The organism is Spirosoma foliorum (assembly GCF_014117325.1).
Lineage (GTDB): Bacteria > Bacteroidota > Bacteroidia > Cytophagales > Spirosomataceae > Spirosoma > Spirosoma foliorum.
The window spans coordinates 8,026,569-8,047,239 of record NZ_CP059732.1 but is presented as its reverse complement, the minus strand read 5'-3'; the positions used below and the strand labels follow the sequence as shown (position 1 = coordinate 8,047,239).

Below are 20,671 nucleotides of genomic sequence, written 5' to 3'. Positions count from 1 at the left end.
CATATTATTAGACCTATAGCCCCGAAATTTTATCATACGTGTAAAATGATCTACCCAGAATAGGACGATCTGATTCGCATTTGATGAAATCATCACACAATCTTCACACCATCGAATTTACGACCCAGAATAGCCACATCGTCGGCACCCAGGTAATCGTGCAGGAGTGTTGCGTAGATTTGCCGAAAATCGACGGAATACGTCAGATCTCCTTCGGTTAATTTCGTCAGATTCGGCGCTTCGTTCAGAACCCGTTTGGCGGGCAATCCCCCTCCTATCAGAAATACATTATTAGCTGTACCATGATCAGTGCCATTGCTGGCGTTTTGCTTCACCCGGCGCCCAAACTCCGAAAACGTCATGAGCAACACATCATTCTGACGCCCGGAGGCTTTCAAATCCTTCATAAAGGCACCAACCGCTTCGGCATATTGCCCCAAAAGTCGCTCCTGCTGCCCCGGCTGATTAGTATGTGTATCGAATCCACTGATCGATACGTAATAAACGCTTGTACTAACCCCCGCCTGAATGAGTTGCGAAACCGTTTTTAGGCGGTTGCCAAGTTCAGTTGTTGGGTAAGTAGCCAGCGTAGCATACGTTTTTGCTTTATCATACACATAGTTTGCCGACGACACGGTTTCGGCCAGTGTTTTGTAGAGATACGCTACGGATTCCGGTTCGTGGGACGGATGCTCTTTGCTCAATCCAGTGACCAAATCACTGCGCGTCTGATTATAGAGCTTCTTGGGGTCTAAAACAGCCAGCCCATTCACGGTATCTCCTTTCAGGGCCAGACTCAGCGTATCATCTACTTCAATCGTCCGAAACGGCTGATGTTCTTTACCGGCACAAGCCGCATCCAGATACCGACCTACCCAGCCAGTAGTTACATACTTGTCTGAATCGCTGGCCGTTTGCCAGATGTCCATCGAACGAAAGTGCGAACGATCTGGATTAGGATAACCAACATTATTAATGACGGTGACCAGGCCTTCATCATACAATGCTTTTAGTGCTGTCATGGCTGGATGTAGGCCAATCTCATCGTTCAGTGTCAGTACTTTTTCGGGTTTGATGGCAATCGTTGGTCGTTCGCGGTAATAAATATCATTGCGGTACGGGACAACGGTATTCAGCCCGTCATTCCCACCCGAGAGCTGGACCACCACTAAAATTTTTCCGTTCGATGCGGATACCTGACCCATCATCTGCGCTTCATAGGCTTTTAGAAAGTGCGGAATCAGCATGGTGCCCGCCGTTGTGAAAGCCGATTGTTTCAGGAAGTTTCTACGGTTCATAGTTTTAATGAGTGAATGATAGAGTGATTGAATAATTGACGCGGACTTTATTCAATCATTCAATCACTCTATCATTCAAAATTAAGTCAACTGATACTCCGGCAGGCTCATGAGCGCTGCGGTTATAGTATGAATCTGTTCGGAACGAGACTGGCCAGAATGGGTCTGTTTGTTGATCAACTCGCGTTGGTCGGATCGAAGCGGAAAAGGCAGTAAGGTACTGGCAATGGTATCTGTTAGCTCGGCATCGGTTGTTTTGGCAAAAGCAGCCTCAAAATCAGCCCAGTCGACTTTAGTCTGGAATCGGGCTCCGCCTTTTCGCGCCAGCGACTGCACATTCACGTCGCCCTCATCTTTCGGTTTCACAGTCACGTCGGCAGCTTTCAGTACGTAATTCGGTAGTTGCATCCGGAAAAGCAGACTCGATGAGTCAATCCAGTTTTTACCCCCCGGCCAACCTGCCACATTGGGCGGATAGAAGAGCAATTGGCCTAGTGTGCGCTGGACAAAAATCTGCGATTGTGGTTGCTCAAATTGTACACCCAGTGTATGGCGAAATCCCGCCAACAACTCAACTGGCGATTTAATATGCGCGCCCACGTTTTTAGCATCATAAAACCAGTCCGATGTAAAGATGGTCTCCAGCAGGTCAGTACTATCATAATTGCTTTTGTAAAACTGATCGGCCAGCTCATCTACCCGTTTTTTATCTACCGTTTCGTTCACGAAGAAGCGGTAGATTTTCGCCGTGATGAACCGGGCGGTCTGCTTATTCTCCAGCAGCATGGCAATAACATCTTCTCCTTTAAAAGCACCCGTTTTGCCAAAAATGGTTTTCTCCCCTTCATCGTGAACCTGCTGCCGAAAAACGAATTGGCCATCTGGCGTAAACTGCCAGCCCGTAAAGGCGCGGGCGGCTTCTTTGATATCATGTTCCGAATAGTTGCCCCGCCCAAGCGTGAACAACTCCATGACTTCGCGCGCGAAATTTTCGTTAGGCGCGTTCTTTCGGTTCTGTTGATTGTTCAGGAATTGCAACATGGCCGGTTCTTTCGACACCGCCATCAATAAATCACTAAACTTACCGAGTGCATGTTGGCGAATGGTGTTGGCGTATTGCTGCATAAACAGCGGATTCCGCCCCTGGGCCCGACAGGCAAAGTGCCCATGCCAGAACAAAGCCATCTTTTCGCGCAGAGCGGCCTTACCCGTTGACATCTGGTCGAGCCATTGCAGATTCAGATCACGCACCTTCTCGGCATTGTCCCGGATTCGCTCTTTCAGCATGTCTTTATCCAGTTGCCCATTCTGAAACATGCCTTTGAGTTGCTTTTTCGTCTCGTTGGTATCGGCATCAACCACTCGCAGATCGGTCACCGAATCGCTGTCGTTAAACAGCTGCCTCACCACTTTTTTCAGGGGTTTGCGAGCGGCCTCATCAAGCTCGGCGGGCGTGGCTCCGAAGCCAGCTCGTGCAAACAGGTACCGCGTTTGTTGCTGTCTGGTTAGGTTTGTCATACGGCTTAAACGTTCACAATAAGCGTATGACAAGTTAAAGCCGTAAGCGTTTAATCAACAGGAGATTAAAAATTAGCGATAAGTAATAAATAATCTGATGTTGACTAGCGTCAGTAAGGTTAACGCAATTTCAAAAGCTCATTTGGGTAGAGAATGATAACCCGTTGACTGTATTTGACGTTACAGATTCGTTAAGTATAGCAACTTTATAATTTTAGATAGTAAATTATCGGCAAGCATTATTAAAAGTTTGTTAATACCCCATAACACCGGCCTATTACGCAACGGAAAATACCCTTTGTTCGTAATCATTTCATACGTCTTATCAGGAAGCTTATTTTTATGTCTCAACGTTTATGGTTTTCCAGAGGTTGGCTAATCGTTTTGGTTTTCGCATCCACACGCTTATTCGCCCAGTCTATACCCTACTCCGCTACGCAGCGGCAGCAGATCAATCAGCTTCAAAAAACCATTCAGAAAACCTTCGATGCTAATTATAGCCGGGCTCTTTCGCTGGCGAAAAAATCAAATCTTCCGCTTCGGGCAATCCGCCAAAATGGTCGCATCGTTGAGCTAGCGGGTGTCGATGATCGGGGTAACCTCGTATATTATGGCACTACGGTTGGCAATTCACAAGTCGCCACTGCCACGCACACCTCATCACTTTATTCAGGCGGTAGTCTTGGGTTGAATTTATCGGGTAGTAGTGCATCGGTACAAAACAAACTGGGTATCTGGGATGGTGGTGCTGTTCGGGCTACTCACGTTGAATTAACAGGTCGCATTACGCAAAATGATAAGGCTAGTACAGCCGTTGCCGACGAAGAGCATCCATCACACGTAGCCACTACGATGATCGGTGCGGGAGTGAATGCGCTGGCAAGGGGCATGGCGTTTGGCGCCAAATTACAAGCGTGGGATTATACCAGCGATGTATCGGAAATGACTACGGCCTCGCCTAACCTACTTGTATCCAATCACTCCTATGGCATACTAGCTGGCTATCAATACAATCCTGACCTCACAGGATCGACCCAGTGGGAATGGTACGGCGATACGACCGTTAACCAGACGTACGATTACAAATTCGGTCAGTACGATTCACGGACACAGAGCTGGGATCAAATTGCTAACTCCGCCCCTTATTATCTCATGGTAAAGTCGGCGGGGAACGATCATGGTGCCGATGGGTTTCCGGGGGCAGGCCAGCCATATATTCTGGTCAATCACAACCGAAAAATCAGCACAGTCCTCCGCGACACCCAGAACGGATACGATCAAATTTCAACGAATGGAGTAGCGAAAAACATTCTGAGTGTGGGTGCTGCCAACTATCCGCTTTATGGTTATAATCAACCCAGTGATGTTGTAATCGCCGATTTCAGCAGTTGGGGTCCAGCCGATGATGGTCGAATTAAACCAGACATTGTGGGTATCGGGGTTAACGTCTTTTCGGCCAATTCCAGTACCGACAGTGCCTATGTCATCTTAAGCGGCACTTCAATGGCTTCGCCGAACGTGTCGGGATCGATTCTCTTACTTCAGGAATATTACGCTCAGCTCAATTCGGGCAAATACATGCGCTCATCGACGCTTCGTGGATTGGTTTTACATACCGCCGATGAAGCCGGTCCGACACCGGGTCCCGATTATAAGTTTGGCTGGGGCTTACTCAATATGGAGCGGGCCGCTAAGGTCATCGGCAATACCGACCAAAGCAATTTACTGAGTGAACGAACCCTCACCCAAGGGCAACGTGATACAATTCGGGTAACCGCGTCTGGGCGTGGCCAGTTAGTTGCCACCATTTGCTGGACCGATCCGGCGGGTACTCCTACGAGTGTTCTGAATGATCGAACGCCGAAGCTCGTCAACGACCTTGATTTGCGCATCAACGATGGGACGACGACAACACAGCCCTGGATACTAGACCCAAATAATCCAGTCAATGCCGCTACCCACGGCGATAACATCCGCGATAACATTGAGAAGGTCGTCATCGATAATTCGATACCCGGGAAGACCTATACGCTGGTCATTGCACACAAAGGCACCTTAAACGGGAGCAAACAGGATTACGCACTTTTAGTGAGTGGAGCAGGTGGTAAAGCTTATTGTGAATCGCGGCCAACCTCAACTGCCGATACCAAAATTAGTCGCGTACAAATTGGGACCATCGATCAGGCAGGTGCAAGTGGCTGTACGTCGTATAGCGACTTCTCACAAGTGTCGACAACCATTCAGGCTGGCCAACAGCTTCCCTTAACCGTATCACTGGGCACCTGTGGGGCAACCAAAAACGTAGTTGTTAAAGCCTTTGCTGACTGGAATCAGAATGGCAGCTTCGACGACGCTGGTGAAACCCTCGCGACCTCGAGTGTGCTGGCGAACTCAGCGCAATTCACAACCACCCTTACTATTCCAACCAGCGTAACCAACGGACAGATTATCAAATTTCGCCTGGTGGCTACCGAAACCGACAATGCCGCATCGGTAGCAGCCTGTGGCCTTTATGGAAACGGCGAAACGCAGGATTATCTATTGAATGTAGTGCAGACACTGAACGATGTTGGCGCAACAGCACTGGTTTCGCCGGAGGCTAACTTCTGTGGTCAAACCAATACCGATATGGCCATATCGGTACGGGTACACAACTACGGAACCGCCGATCAGACAAATGTACCGGTTAGCGTTAAGATCACGGATGCGAATAATGTTGAGTTAACAACATTAAGCGGTGTCGTTCCTACCGTAGCTGCTTTCCGGGAAAGTGTTCTGACACTTCAGTTACCGGCAGCCAGCACGTTGGTAGCCGGTCAAACGTATACGTTTACGATTACAACAAACCTAAGTACGGACCAGAACGCGACGAATAACAGCGTCACAGAAACCCGTACAACGGCTCCTGCTCCCGCCAGTGGCCTATTCACCGCAACCCAATGCGGAACAGATACAACGATCTTCCTGCGAAATACCGGGGGTGGTACAGCGTTCTGGTACGACGCGTCGGCGGGCGGTAACTTGCTGGCGGCTGGCAATCAGACATCCGTCCCGAAACTACCAACGAGCAGGCAGTTTTATGCCACGCTGAATACGTTCTCAGGCACGGTAGGCCCTGTCGACAAAAATGCATTTGGTGGCGGAACTTATAGCGGCAACTTCGGGCCTTATCCGCTTATTTCAACCACCGTACCCGTTATTATTGAGAGTGCCCGGCTCTACATTGGTAATGCGGGGCAATTAACTTTCACAGTTCGGAAGTACGACAACACGGCTATTTCCAGTGTAACGCTCGACGTTAACCCAACCCGGAATCAGAGCCTGACGGCCACAACAAGTGGTCAATTAGTTGACGATCCCAATGATCAGGGGGCTGTTTACCCGCTTAACTTACGCATTCCGGAAGCAGGCGATTATCAAATTACGATCGACTATTCTGGGGGTGCTTCTATTTTCCGAAGTAACGTGGGTGTAAACGGATTCCCGTATCAGCTCAAAACCTCGACGGGTACGCCTATTGTATCGATAAAGGGGTCGTTATATACTAGCGGCAGCACGACCGATACCCTTAAAACGGCCTGGTATTATTTCTATAATCTGAAAGTCAGATCGCTCGACTGCCCCAACCCGCAACGAACAGCTGTAATTCCTACCACCAGTACATCGCCAACGGCCACCATTACGCCCAATGGGTCGGTAAGTATTTGTCAGGGCTCAAGTATTGCTTTGCAAGCTGTTACAACGGGGGCTGGACTAACGTATCAGTGGTATAAAAGTAACGCAGCGATAAGCGGTGCCACCAGCAGTACGCTTCAGGTTACGGCAGCAGGCTCGTATGCGCTTCAGGTGGCTAATAGTTGCCCCTCCACTCGTTCATCGGCGGTAGCGGTATCGCTTAATACAGCGCAAACGCCAACCCTGGTGGCCAATGGTTTTGTTCTGACAACCAACGCTATTTCAAACATTCAATGGTTATTGAATGGGGTAGCTATTGCCGGTGCAACCGGAACCACCTTTACAGTAGTACAATCAGGCAGATATACAGTCCAGGGCAATGTGAATGGCTGTGGCGTGGCGATTTCTAACGAAGTTGTTCTGACGATTTTGGCCACCGAACCTCTATTGAGCGACGACGAACTGGCGGTTTACCCGAACCCGGCAACCAAACAAGTGACGGTCTCACTGGCCGTTTCAGCATCTCTATCCAAGGCTCCAGCGCTTCGCCTGACTGATATTCAGGGCCGTACCGTTCAAACGGGCGCTTTGCAACTCGATGGAAAAAATTATTCGGCGATATTAGATGTGTCGAGCCTTCCCGGCGGTACGTTTTTTGTGGTTGTTGGCGATGACCGGACGCAAAGCGTTCGGGTGAAACGAATCCAAAAGCAATAACCTAACTCGCATCTGACACTTCTCAACAAGAATCGCACAGTCACTCAAAATAAGGCACAGCGCAGTATTTGGCGGGTTTTTCGCCTATCGCTCTGCCTTATTTTGGTGTTGATAAACGGGGTTGATAGCCTCGTCTGGGCGCAGTCTGTCTCATCCAAAAAACAACTACCCTGGCAAACTGAGCTGGTAAATCGCTATACTCAGAACCGAAAACGAACCCTTGCGCTGGCGCTTCAGAACAATTGGCCTCTCTACAAAAACTATTCCAATCACCGCGTTTTCCGACTTCAGGAGGTCGACGTTCTGGGGCAACCTGTTTATTATTCGCTGCATAATGTTGAAGCGGCCCGAGGAACCCGAACAGTGGCGCTACAAGGTGGTGGCTCATTAGCCATTTCGCTATCAGGCAGCTCACCCGCAATGGCTGGTCGGCTGGGTTTATGGGACGGTGGCCGAGTACTGGAATCGCATCAGGAGTTCAGCGGAACCACAACGAAAGGAGCCAAGATCACCCAGAAAGATAACATCACCGGAGTCAATGACCACACTACGCACCTCGCGGGAACGCTTGTGGGTAAGGGGGTGAATCCATTGGCCAAAGGAATGGCTTACGGTGCCCAATTATCGGTCTGGGATTATACCGACGATGTGACGGAGTTGCTCACGGCAGCTCCTAACTTACTGCTTTCCAACCACGCTTACGGACCCGTAGTTGGCTGGGTATACAATGCCTCCCGGCCCGGCACCGACTCGAACTTAAAATGGGAATGGTGGGGCAATACAACCATCAGCGCAACCGAAGATTATTTGTTTGGCTTTTATACAAGCAAAGCGCAGGACCTCGACCGAATTGCCTATAACAACCCCTACTTTTTGATGGTCCGCTCGGCGGATAATAAACGTAGTGAAACCGGGCCACCCACCGGAACGGCGTATTATCTCCGAAACACGACTACCCAAAGCACAATTGCCCGCAGTCGAAACGATGCTTATGATGTAATTCCGGCCGAAGCCACGGCCAAAAACGTATTGACAATTGGGGCTGCCGATGTGACATATGCCAATGCAAACGTGCCCACTTTAGTTGGCTCAACGGCGTTTAGTGGTTGGGGGCCTACTGATGACGGACGCATTAAGCCCGATTTACTGGGAATTGGCTCCGATGTGTTGTCGTCTATCGGTACATCGAATACGGATTACGGTAACTATAGCGGTACCTCGATGGCATCGGCCAATGTATCCGGCTCTTTATTTCTATTACAGGAACTCTACGCCCGTCAGCGGGCAAGCGGCTTGCCTGCAAGTGGGCAATTCATGCGGGCTGCTACTCTCAAAGGATTGGCTCTACACACCGCCGATCGGCCTAATCCGGCAGCAGGTCCCGATTATCGGCAGGGATGGGGCTTGTTAAATACCGAAGCTGCCGCTCGTTTGTTACTCAATGAGGAGTTGGCACACCTGGTTCTCGAACAAAGTCTGATCGCCGGTAATACCTACAGCCGATCCATCGTCGCTCAGGGCAATGAGCCATTGATTGTCACCTTGTCCTGGACCGATCCCGAAGGGGTAGCCACCAGCGTTGTGCCCAGCTCGGTAGACAGCCCGACGCCCAAACTTATCAATGACCTCGATTTACGGATCAGCGACGGCCAACAGACCAATCTGCCGTTTGCTCTTGATCCGGCGAAACCGGCACAAGCCGCCAGCCGAGGAGATAATGTGCGCGATAACGTTGAACAGGTGTATATCGCCAATCCTGTAGCTGGAAAAACTTATACGATCACGGTTTCGCACAAAGGCAAGATGACCTATTCGAGTCAGCCTTATTCATTGATTGTGAGCGGCCTCCATCGTGTCAATTGCCAATTAACGGCTACCACTATCCCAGCGCGTGATACAACGATTTGTCCGGGAGCCACCCTAGCTTTACAAGCGGGTAATTATTCAGCGAATTTGCACTACCAGTGGTTTCTTAACGGAACAATTTTGGCCGGTGGGGCTTCATCTGGTTATCAGGCAACCCAAGCCGGATCATATACGCTTCGCATTACCGACGATAACGGTTGTTCGGCCACTTCGCAACCCATTCTGGTTCAGACACGAACAACCGCGGTTACACTATCGCCAACTGGTAATCAATGGCTTTGCCGTACAGATACGTCCGTTCATTTAGTAGCAACCTCACCAGGTGGCACTCCATTAACAGGCACTACATTTGAGTGGCTCCTGAATAATTCGGTCATTGCGAATGCGCAGGCAAGTACATTTAATGCTACCCAGGCAGGTAACTACCAGGTTCGAATAACACAGGATGGTTGCCAGGCGCTCTCCGCCGAAACAACCATCCAGCTTAGTTCGGTCAATGCTATAGATTTAATGCCTGAAGAAACAGAATTAAGTCTTCCCAAAGGCGCCACTGTTACCCTGAAAGCGCCTATCGACACGTCTTATACGTATCAATGGTACCGAAATGAAAGTGCATTAGCGAATGCCACTGATTATCGGCTATCTGTCTCAACGGAAGGCACTTACAAAGTACGGGTAACGCAGCACAACTGTGTGGGCTGGTCCACGAATCGGCTGGTGCAATCGGCAACAGTCTCTACAACGATCGCTGATCCGGCGGGTATATTTATCTTTTACCCAAACCCGACAGAAAATACCATTTCCATTCGCTACACCAATCCCGTGGCCAAGCAGGTTCAGGTTAGTTTATTTGATCTAAACGGCGTTTTACGACAACCTGTACTGTCGATAAAAGCCTCGAACGGGAAATTTGAAGGTGATTTTCTGATTCAGTCTCTGCCCGCCGGAACGTACATTCTCCGCCTTGCCGATGGGTCTGGCATCCAGATCGGGCGTTTTATCAAAAAATAAACCGGGTCGATCAAAGCGCTTTTGGCTTAATCGACCCGGTCATTATGCTCTATCGTAACTCTTTACTTCGCTTTGCCAGAAGCCGTTTCCTCAGCCAGTGCTAATTTTACGGCATCGTAAAGATTGACAATACCACCCGTTTTCGACAATGAACTAAACGAAACTGTATCCGTGGATTCTGGTCGGGTCACCTTGGTTGAATAAGGCGTTGCCGATTGAAGAATAATCCGTTTGATATCCGCGTAGGTCAGTTTGGGGAAATACGATTTCAGCACAGCCGCTACCCCTGCCACTACAGGCGAGGCCATACTAGTACCACTGTTATTTTCGTATTTGCTGCCTGGCACGGTCGAGTAGATATCTTTACCTGGTGCAAAAACATCGACATTTTGCTTACCGTAGTTCGAGAAACTAGCCACCAGATCGCTGTTGTTTGGTTCAGCACTAGCCCCTACTGTAATTACGTTCGGAATAGCTAAACCATTGATAAATCGGGGAGCAGGGTAATTAGCTGCCGTATCGATGTCTTTCCCATCATTACCGGCGGCATGCACCATTAAGACTCCTTTCGAAAGAGCATATCGTTCGGCATCTTCAACTACATTACGCTGCGGAGAATAGTCTTTACCAAAGCTCATATTGATAATCTGCGCGCCGTTATCAACCGCATACCGAATGGCATTGGCCACATCTTTATCCCGCTCATCGCCATCAGGTACGGCCCGTACACCCATAATCTGAACAGCATCGGCTATTCCTTTTACGCCAATATTGTTGGTCCGATCGGCCCCGATAATGCCCGAAACGTGTGTACCGTGGTCAGGATTCGCGCCCGAAATATCAGCATTGCCATAATCGCGCTGGGTCATGTCGTTTGGATTATCACCCACAACACCACGACCATCAAAGTCAGGATTGTAATGATACTCGGCACGGGCTTTGAGTTGCTCATTTGCCTTTTCGAGTTCATTCATAATCACATCAGTATCAGGTGCTTTCTGCTGACCCAATATCTGTAATATACCCAGAACAGGCCGTTTTAAACTGGCATCCTTAAGCGTATCGGCAGCTTTAAGCAAGGTGAGCGTATCGAGCTTTGTTACATTCAATGCTTTTTTCAGCTTATCGACCGCACCAGAAAACTGGGTGTAAAACTGACCAATTCCCTGATATTGTGCCTTGTATTGCGCCTGATTTTTCTCGACTTCGGCCTTCGTTTTCACGTACAGATCATACTCTTTCTGCTGATCCGGCTTCAACGATTTCCGGTCTTTCCCTTCATACTTCGGTTTTAACTGTACGTACAGCCGGGTAACTTCGGTTGTTTCGTAATTGACATTTCGGCCGTCTTTACCACCAATAAAATTCCAGCCATGAACATCATCGACATATCCGTTTTTGTCATCGTCTTTCCCGTTTCCGGCAATTTCCTTCGGATTGATCCACAACACACGCCGTAAATCTTCATGCGTTGTATCGATCCCACCATCGATTACAGCGACTATAACGGGCGTTGGCTTTCGATCTTTCAGTAGTTCACGGTATGTCCGCTCAACGCTAATACCAGCTGTTTTATCGGTTTTATCTTGCAGATACCACTGCGATTCCTGTGCCGAAGCTGCTATCGAAAGCAAGACAACCGACGCACTAATAAGGAGTTTCTTCATGAATTGAGAACAAATAATCTGGACAAATTAAGAAAAAACAACCTTATAAATGGCTTAAAAATTGTTAAACGGCCTACTCTGGTTGCATCAGTCTTTACCGTGACTAACGTTTTTGTAGTGTTCCTGTAATAAATCCTCTCCCCAATCATTAGTCAAATCGCGCACTACCGTATGGATGTGATTGGCATTCGTTTGCGAATTATCGTACTCAATCAGAATTGTTGGACCATGAATCCGATAGTACCAGCCCTTGCCGTCCCCTAATTCAGGTGTAAGATCACCGGCCCAGCCAAACCGGATTTCGTCCAGACCTGCTTTCTTGAGCTTATCCAATTGTTGCTTGGCCAACGTAATGCGGTAATTGGCTAAATAAGTCTGAATCAAATCCAGAAATAATTTACGTTGCTCAGCATTCATGTCGGCCATTTTTACGCCGTCCATTTTTTCCAGCGACGCTTTACGCTTATTGCTCGTAACCATTTCAGGATAAGCAACCGGGGCCAGTACTGCCAGCTTGCGCTGGTCGGCATTCAGGGTTTTCAATAACGCAAAGGCTTTTTCGGTTTCCAGCTTTAAGATTGATCGACCTTTTTGGGGTAAATCCTTTACACGTGGGTCCGACATACGCTTATCAGCCATGCCCGAGTCAAATTTCAGAATACCAGGATTACTACCAAAAAACGTAGGTGTCTGGGCCAACACTTTACCATCAACAGCAACAAACTGAAGTGATAGGTGATGTCCTTCGATACGCCAGCTCCAGGGTGTGTTGGTGGCTGGATCACCAAAAACGGTAAATGAATAATTTTCCGGATCACGGTATACGTCGTTAGGCGGCCGATTGTCAATCACACGCAGCACATTCTCCATGTCGATAATGGACGTCGCTTTCTCATAGCCTTGCAGGCTAAGTGTTGTTTTGAGCATCGCCATAGCTGCTTTGCGCTGTTCTGGCGTCATTTGCTTTAGAGGCAGGCCTTTCCGTTCTCGGGGTACAAAGTGCCAGTTGAACCGCTCTTCATTATCAAATGCGAACGTTGTTTTTCCCCGTTGTTCTGGCGTCAAGGTTCCTAGAAACGCGTTCGCGGCATCTGTCATTTCATCTTTAACGCGCTGCTGAACAGGCAATGTTTTGGGCGATGGGGCAACCTGGCCAAGAACGTGTAATTGATTGGCCAATAAGCCGCAAAGTATAAAAAGTAAGTACTTCATAGGTAAAGGGCGTTTATAAACTACCCCGTAAAAGTGTATTCAGGGCTGCATTTACCTATTGATTATCAAAGGAGATTCTACCGCTTAGTCAAAGCTAGTTGATTATATCTGGCTGTTTGCCAACAACCTCTGTGTTTTAGTAGTTTACTATCTAACGCCACTGTTACAAACCAAGATCATGTCTACCCGCCCTCCGAACAACAGTACTGGTCCACTCGACCATCTGTCGATGCGCTACTTGCGGCAGGTACTCGATATGGCACACCCCGCCGATGAGCCTTATGTGCTGAATGCTGTTGAAAGCCGAGTTATCCGCCGAATAAAACTTATAACCTTAACAATAGCTGCCCTGCTTGGCATAGTAGGCGTTTTGTTGTTTTACTGGCCTCAGAATACGTGGCCTGAATTGTTCAGCACAACAACCGTTTCTTTTCTGGGAAGTACCTATGAGTTACCGCTTATTACCATTTTATATAGCCTTTTATTAGTCTATCTGGAGGTAAATCTGTTATTGGCGATTAACCTGTGGGGTGTAAAGTCGATTATGGAAATATGCCAGTTTCCTCGCGCTCACGACGCCCAATATGAACGTCATTTGCAATCACTGGCGAACGCTGCTTCCGAAAAATCTCAGGGTATAGTTCGATTTGGCACTGATCCGTACATGACGGCACCGCGTTGGGGACTAACGATCTTTTTTCTGCTGAACACGGTCAAAGCGGCACTTAGTACGCTCGCGTTAAAATTGGTAGTCAAGCAATCGATTGGCCAATATGCTTTACATCCCGTAACTAATCTGGCCGGTATGCCGGTCTATGCGCTTTGGAATACCTGGGCATCCTGGCAAACGCTCCACGAAGCGCAGGTTCGGGTAATGGCACCCATTACGATTCGTGAGTTTGTCCATGAACTGCATGAAGAATGGGGCAAAAACGATCAATTTCGCCCCTTGATTCTGGAAGCTCTCCACTATGTTTCTATCCTGAAAAGGCAACATAATTATGCCCACCTCATGCTTACCGAAACGTTGCTGGATCGATTTGCCTTAGCTATTGACCAACCGCTGACCGGTAATTTTACCGAAAAGGTACTCCAGGCTCCTCTTTCTGTACGACGAAGTCTGGAACGGCTCATCGTATTCGGGGTTCTGGTTGATGGTAAGCTGTCGTGGCTCGAGAAAACGCGTTTACGGGAGCTTCGCAAAAAGGGAATTCTGACTTATTCTGCCAGCGCAATCCAACAGATCGGAGCAGACTACAATCAGGGGCGTGGACTTTGGGTGTAAAAAGTGATGATCTGCCTTACCCTTCGGTCTCTTTCACCACGTCCTTCTTCCGCACGCGGACTTCATTAATCCGTTTATCGTCGGCCGACAGTACTTGAAACTGGAACCCATTGTAAGTCGTTTCATCACCCGATTTAGGAAGCCGACTAAATAACTCCAGCAAGAGACCACCTAGTGATTCACTATCACCCTGCGCATCTTCGAAGGTTGTTGGGTCGACATTAAGAACCCGACAAACATCGGTTAGCGACATTTTACCCTCAAATATCACTGTTTGATCATCTTCCCGACGATAGCCCATCGGATCTTCATCGTCGAACTCATCGTTTATATCCCCGAATATCTCTTCGATAATATCTTCCAGCGTTACCAGACCGCGTGTACCGCCATACTCATCAACCACAATAGCGATGTGTACTCGTCGCTTCTGAAAATCCTGAAGCAGGTCATCTACCTTCTTATTTTCAGGAATAAAAAATGCTGGCCGTAGCAGCGATTGCCAATGAAAGGAATCATCGGCATGTATGTGGGGTAGTAAGTCTTTTATGTAAAGAATACCATCTATCTCATCCAGCGATTCACCATAAACTGGCACTCTTGAATAGCCGGACGCGTTGATCTGAGCCAATAATTCACTAAACGATAAGTCGTCGCTAACGGCCGAAATATCCAGTCTTGCCCGCATGACCTGACGTGCCGTCAGATTGCTAAAGTTGACAATACCTTTAAGAATTTCTTTTTCTTCAACAGTTGCATTGGCTCCTGTCAACTCCACCGCCTGGCTTAGCTCTTCTACAGATAATTTATAGCCCTTTCGCTGGATACGCTTATCGATCTGATTACTTAAGTTAACCAGCATCATTGCCAGTGGCCGGAATACGGCTAAACCAAGTTGTGCTAAAGGAGCAGTCTTACGAGCCACGATGAGGTTGTTCTGACTCGCGTATACTTTCGGTACAATTTCGCCAAACAAAACAATGGCGACTGTCGTCGCCAACGCCGTAGCCGACAATATCCAACCTGACTCTGACGAGATACGGGTTATCTCCCAGGTTAGGTAGGTTACAATAACAACAATGGCAATATTGAGTAAGTTATTGAAGATGACTAGCGATGCCAGCAACCGCTTAGGGCGTTCGAGAAGAGTGGCAATCCGTTTGTCGTCGGCCTGCATGCTATCCCGACAGAAGGCACGATCATCGGGAGAAAGCGAGAAGAATGCTGCTTCTGATGCCGATACCAATCCAGCCAGCGTCAGTAGCAATAAAATCAGAGCCGTATAAGGGGCGTATAAATCAAAATAGGTGCCCCAGCCGTCTGCGGCTGGGAGCACCTGTCGAGGAAGAGGGTCACCAGGATCCATGTATATCAAATCTCGTTCAACAAAAGAGCAAGTTGTGTGGGTTAGAACGGCAAATCATCATCACCACTGTTGCTCTCAAAGGGCACCGGTTCGGGCTCCCTACGTGCCGGTGCAGCCTGTTGGCGTGCGGGCTGTGGCGCTGGTTGCTGACGGGCTGCAGGTTGTGCAGGAGCGGCTTGCTGACGTGGCGCTTCATAAGTCGGCTGTTCGTCCTGACGGTCGCTATTAGGGCTACCCAGCAATTGCATGGTATTAGCCCGAACTCGCAGTGATGTGCGTTCTTTACCTTCTTTATCTGTCCACAATTCCGTCCGAAGACGACCTTCTACGTAAACAGAGTTTCCTTTTTTCAAATATTTTTCAGCCACTTTGGCTTGTTCATTCCAGAGTTCAATTCGGAACCACTCGGTTTGTTCTACTTTCTCCCCGGTTCGGGTTGTATATTTTTCAGTAGTTGCGACGTTAAAGGTTGCCACAACTGCTCCACCATCAAGATAACGAACTTCAGGATCGGCACCTAAGTTACCGATAATTGTCATCTTATTAAGACTTGCCATACGCTTTATTTTGTTGGTTACGTATAAAATTCCGTAGCGTTTAAGAGGATTAAAGATACTGAAATCTACCCACTTATCCAAACAGATTTTCCAAATAATTTGTGATCAATACGGGCTTCGGAAGGTCATTAATTTCGTCAATTGTAAACCAGTGTAAATCGGTCGGTAAGCTTCCGGTAGGCTCATCGGGCAAATCAATCAGATAAAATTTAGCCCGAATCCGCTGGTGCGACAACAACTGAACCGACTCGACCGGCAAACCCGCCATGACTCCCTGTTGCACTAGATTCAGAGCAGCTTCAGGAAGCAACAGGTCTTGTAACGCATCTTGATGGTCTTCGGTTTCAAGCAAATAAAAATCGTGAAGATTTTGCCAGACATCCTTCGCCTTTCGTTCACGGAGAGCCAGCTTTCCCTTACTTCGAAAAATGAGGTACGTAAAGAACCGCTCGCGTACAGGTGCTTTTTTAGCTTTAACAGGCAATTGATGCTGTCGCCCAGTCAAATAGGCAACACATCCTTGCTGCAACGGGCACAGTAAACAATCTGGCGCAACAGGGGTACAATGAATGGCCCCAAACTCCATAATTGCCTGATTGTAGGTTGCCGGATCGTCGGCCGATTGAATCAGACGGTTTGCCAACGCTGCAAATGTTTTTTTTGCAGTCGTGGTGGTAATATCTTCTTCAATACCAAATACCCGTGCCAACACACGATAGACATTCCCATCGACAACAGGAACACGCTCTCCGAAGGCGAACGAAGCAATAGCAGCCGCGGTATAGGACCCTATCCCCTTCATTTTCAACAAGTCCTGATACGTATCAGGGAACTTACCCTCTAATTGAAGAGTTACATAGCGAGCAGTCTGGTGCAGATTTCTGGCTCGGGAATAATAGCCTAATCCCTGCCAGAGCCGGAGCAGTTCCCGCTCATCGGCCTGAGCCAGATCGGCAACTGTTGCATAAGCATCCACGAAGCGTTCGTAATAGGGTTTTCCCTGCGCTACGCGGGTTTGTTGAAGAATGACTTCCGACAGCCAAATGCGATAAGGATCACGCGTATGGCGCCACGGCAAGTCACGTTTATGAACCGAATACCATTGCTCAAGAATAGGCGCAAATGAGGTTTCGATCGTGTTAAGGTCTGATAGCCAATTCAAAATAAAACAAAAAAATACGTCGTTACCAGGAAAAACGGAAGCAGAGGGTTTTTAATTTTATAGGAAAGCCCTACCTTTGTGCTCCCATTTTGAGACCCGAATTTTCAACAATACAGTAAACGTTAAAGTTTAAGAAGTCGTGACGAAAGCAGACGTAATTGCCGAGATCGCCGATAAGACCGGTATTGATAAGGCAGAAGTAACAAACACCCTGGAAACTTTCTTTTCAGTAGTTAAGGATTCATTGGCCGAGGGAGAGAACATTTATGTGAGAGGGTTCGGTAGCTTCATCAATAAGAAACGGGCTAAAAAAGTAGCTCGGAACATCTCGAAAAATACCGCTATGGTAATCGACGAGCATTTTATTCCGAGTTTCAAACCCGCCAAGGTTTTTGTTGAGCAGGTAAAAACCAGCGACAAAGCGAAAGTAACTGCTGAGTAAGCAACGTTGCCCGAAAGACTACAAATTGGTAGACTGGCTCAGGCGTTTGCATTGTGACGATTTCCATCATGAATAAATTCGTATTGCTTGTTGTCTTGTTGGCTGCAGCCCTAACGGTTGGGTTATATACCTTGCCGAAGGTAGTTGTACGAAATGAAAGTAAGCAACTAGCGGGTGGACGTTCAGTGCAAATGTCTGGAGCTGGGAAGTCAGATGCTGGCTCGCCTAATGTAGCCGATAAGGCTAACAGCTCCCCGATTCATGAAAAGCCCTTGTTGCCTGAGCAGCAAAAACGGTTAGTAACACTCCAAACTGAATTTGCGAAAGCAACTCTGGCAGAGAAAGAGGCCGTTGGTGTGAAGCTTATCAGCTTATTGCATGAGGTAACTCGCTACGACAGCGCAGCTCATTATGCGGAGGAGTTGGCAACTGCTCAACCAACGGAACGGAATCTGTTACGAGCCGGGGATGAGTACTTTGAAGCTTACACATTTGCTGTCGATGAAAAGAAGACAGCGCTTTTAGGTCAGAAAACTCGTGATTTATACGGGCAGGCACTGGCTAAAAATCCAAACCTGCTATCGGCAAAGGCCAATATGGCCATGACTTACGTCAATACCGATACGCCAATGCAGGGCATTATGCTCTTGCGTGAGGTGATCAAGCAGGACCCAACGAATGAACTGGCCCTGTTCAATTTAGGCCTGCTATCCATGCGGTCTAATCAATACGAACGAGCTATTGAGCGATTCCGACAAATACTGGTCAACAACCCGTCGAGTCGAAAAGCTAAATTTTATTTGGGGGTTAGTTTAGCGGAAGCTGGTCAGAAAACTGAAGCCAAACAAGTTCTGGCCCAAGTAAAGCAGCAGGAGAAAGACCCGCAAATTCTGGCCGCCGTTCGTGAATACGAAGAGCGGTTGAAGTGAGTTATACAGTTGACTAGTTATTCAACTTTAAAACTATACAACTTTTTAGGACCTGGCCGGTTGGTAGGTCGACACATATTTTAACCATTAAATTAGTTTACTATGCCTTGCGGTAAGAAACGGAAACGGCACAAGATTGCCACTCACAAGCGGAAAAAACGGCTCAGAAAAAATCGGCACAAGAAGAAATAGTCGGCGGTAGGCAGTCAACAGTCTGTCTGTTATGCTCATAACTGCCTTCTGCAATTACCTACTGCCTACCTATTTGAAGCCTCGGCCGGTCTGCAAAGCCCGAACGTGGCTTCTTTCTTTTTATATAGCCATTCTTAACCGTACATTCATCTTGTGAGTAATGAATTAGTTATCAGTTCGACTCAGAAAGGTGATCGGATTGCGCTCTTGCAAAACAAGAGATTGCTGGAGTATCACGAAGAAGAGTTAGACAGCAGCTTTACCGTTGGCGATCTTTACTTAGGAACAGTCAAGAAATTATCATCGGGCCTCAACGCTGCTTTCGTAGACGTTGGCCACGAGAAAGACGGTTTTTTGCACTACCAGGATTTAGGACCGAATATTAATTCGCTCAATAAACTGGTTAAAGATGTAATCGCCAAGCGCGTCACAAACGGACGGCTCAGCGGTAAGCTGGAGCCACCTATCGAGAAAATCGGGAAAATCGATAAGGTGCTGACGAAAAACGCTCCCATTCTGGTTCAGGTGGTGAAAGAACCCATCTCAACCAAAGGTCCACGCCTTTCCTGCGACATTTCAATTGCAGGTCGTTATTTAGTTCTGGTGCCATTTTCAGATGGCGTAAACCTTTCAAAGAAAATCACCGACCGCGCCGAACGGTCGAGGTTGATGCGCCTGATGTCGTCGCTAAAACCACAAAATTTCGGTGTTATTGTACGAACTGTTGCGCAGGACAAAGATGTAGAAGAGCTTGATCGCGATCTGCAAAACTCTCTTGCCAAATGGGACCAAGCCCTTAAATCGCTGGCTGACGCCAAACCACGCGATCGCGTATTAGGTGAAATGAATCGGGCATCATCTATTCTACGTGATATGCTCAACGAGTCGTTTGAGAGTATTACAGTAGATACCCGTGAGTCTTACGATGAAATCAGGGATTATATTCATACCATTGCCCCAGACAAAGAGAAAATTGTTAAGCTCTACAGTGGCAAAGTAAAAGTTTTTGAAGCCTTAGGCCTTGAAAAACAGTTAAAATCGCTCTTTGGGCGGTCGGTAAGTTTACCAGGTGGTGGCTATCTAATTATCGAGCATACCGAAGCACTACACGTTATTGATGTTAACAGTGGTAACAAGTCTAATTCAGAAGAAGACCAGGAAGCCACCGCTATTAGTGTCAACCGTGAAGCTGCGAAGGAAATAGCCCGTCAACTGCGCCTGCGCGATATGGGGGAATTATTGTTGTGGATTTCATCGACATGAAGAAAGCAGAGAACAAGAAACTTCTGCAAGACATCATGCGCGATGAAATGAAACCAGAGCGCTCTAAGTTTACCATTCTCCCCCTCACAAAATTTGGCCTGATGCAGATTACGCGTCAACGTGTCCGGCCTGAAATGAATATTGTTACACGCGAAGTATGTCCAACTTGTGGAGGAACTGGAACGATCCAGGCCAGCGTGTTAGTAACAGATGTAATCGAAAATAATCTTGATTATATACTAACTAAGCAGAATGAGCGCGGTATTTCGATCTCGATGAACCCATTTTTATATGCTTATTATACTAAGGGCATTTACTCAAAACAAATGCAATGGTTTATAAAGTACAAAACATGGGTTAAAGTTGTCAAAGACAGCTCCTTAGGTATCGTTAATTTTAAGTTCTTCCACAAGTCGGGGGAGGAAATTGAGATCAGTAATAATTCCTAGTAACGTAGTAAAATTTTACTACGTTTTACTACATATCAACAAGCCCAATTAGATCGTCTAATTGG

12 protein-coding genes and 1 pseudogene are annotated in these 20,671 nt (G+C 47.6%); 6 read left to right on the top strand and 7 right to left on the bottom strand.

The annotated features are described in order from the left end of the window. Positions 1-92: 92 nt before the first annotated feature. Both H3H32_RS33965 and H3H32_RS33960 read right to left on the bottom strand, forming a co-directional pair. A complete protein-coding gene (locus H3H32_RS33965) occupies positions 93-1,298 on the bottom strand; it encodes a DUF1501 domain-containing protein (protein WP_182460136.1) in 1,206 nt (401 codons plus the stop codon). A gap of 81 nt (positions 1,299-1,379) precedes the next feature. Then, complete coding sequence (locus H3H32_RS33960; RefSeq protein WP_182460135.1) at positions 1,380-2,816, bottom strand: DUF1800 domain-containing protein; 1,437 nt, start codon at positions 2,814-2,816, stop codon at positions 1,380-1,382. A gap of 342 nt (positions 2,817-3,158) precedes the next feature. Here H3H32_RS33960 and H3H32_RS33955 point away from each other — a divergent pair, with 342 nt between their 5' ends. Next, complete coding sequence (locus H3H32_RS33955) at positions 3,159-7,208, top strand: S8 family serine peptidase (protein WP_182460134.1); 4,050 nt, start codon at positions 3,159-3,161, stop codon at positions 7,206-7,208. Between the two features lie 105 nt (positions 7,209-7,313). Further along, entirely contained in the window at positions 7,314-10,085 is a 2,772-nt protein-coding gene (locus H3H32_RS33950) for a S8 family peptidase (RefSeq protein WP_240543849.1), read from the top strand. A 62-nt stretch (positions 10,086-10,147) separates the two neighbouring features. Here the strand turns inward: H3H32_RS33950 and H3H32_RS33945 are convergent, their stop codons facing one another. Next, positions 10,148-11,752, bottom strand: a complete 1,605-nt coding sequence (locus H3H32_RS33945) for a S8 family peptidase (RefSeq protein WP_182460132.1) — start codon at positions 11,750-11,752, stop codon at positions 10,148-10,150. Between the two features lie 87 nt (positions 11,753-11,839). After that, positions 11,840-12,964: a DUF3500 domain-containing protein gene (locus H3H32_RS33940; protein ID WP_182460131.1), complete on the bottom strand. Its 1,125-nt coding sequence runs from the start codon at positions 12,962-12,964 to the stop codon at positions 11,840-11,842. Between the two features lie 178 nt (positions 12,965-13,142). Between H3H32_RS33940 and H3H32_RS33935 the strand changes: the two genes are divergently transcribed. Next, the gene (locus tag H3H32_RS33935; protein WP_182460130.1) at positions 13,143-14,249 is read left to right on the top strand and encodes an LBF_2804 family protein; all 1,107 of its coding nucleotides are present in this window, start codon (positions 13,143-13,145) and stop codon (positions 14,247-14,249) included. A gap of 16 nt (positions 14,250-14,265) precedes the next feature. Here the strand turns inward: H3H32_RS33935 and gldE are convergent, their stop codons facing one another. The 3 genes from gldE to mutY form a co-directional block, all read right to left on the bottom strand. Then, positions 14,266-15,612, bottom strand: a complete 1,347-nt coding sequence (gene gldE / locus H3H32_RS33930) for a gliding motility-associated protein GldE (RefSeq protein ID WP_182460129.1) — start codon at positions 15,610-15,612, stop codon at positions 14,266-14,268. A gap of 41 nt (positions 15,613-15,653) precedes the next feature. Then, positions 15,654-16,169: a single-stranded DNA-binding protein gene (locus H3H32_RS33925; RefSeq protein ID WP_182460128.1), complete on the bottom strand. Its 516-nt coding sequence runs from the start codon at positions 16,167-16,169 to the stop codon at positions 15,654-15,656. 73 nt (positions 16,170-16,242) lie between these two features. Next, positions 16,243-17,331 carry an A/G-specific adenine glycosylase gene (gene mutY, locus H3H32_RS33920; protein ID WP_182460127.1) on the bottom strand — a complete coding sequence of 363 codons (1,089 nt, stop codon included), beginning with the start codon at positions 17,329-17,331 and terminating at the stop codon, positions 16,243-16,245. A 139-nt stretch (positions 17,332-17,470) separates the two neighbouring features. On the opposite strand from mutY, the gene H3H32_RS33915 reads away from it, so the two are divergent. From H3H32_RS33915 to H3H32_RS33905, 3 genes and pseudogenes are all read left to right on the top strand, one after another. Beyond that, positions 17,471-17,773, top strand: a complete 303-nt coding sequence (locus H3H32_RS33915; protein ID WP_164041501.1) for an HU family DNA-binding protein — start codon at positions 17,471-17,473, stop codon at positions 17,771-17,773. 68 nt (positions 17,774-17,841) lie between these two features. Continuing rightward, on the top strand, positions 17,842-18,702 hold the full coding sequence (locus H3H32_RS33910) for a tetratricopeptide repeat protein (RefSeq protein ID WP_182460126.1): 861 nt from the start codon (positions 17,842-17,844) through the stop codon (positions 18,700-18,702). Positions 18,703-19,047: 345 nt separating this feature from the next. Further along, positions 19,048-20,606 (top strand): annotated as a pseudogene (locus H3H32_RS33905) (Rne/Rng family ribonuclease). Positions 20,607-20,671 lie beyond the last annotated feature (65 nt).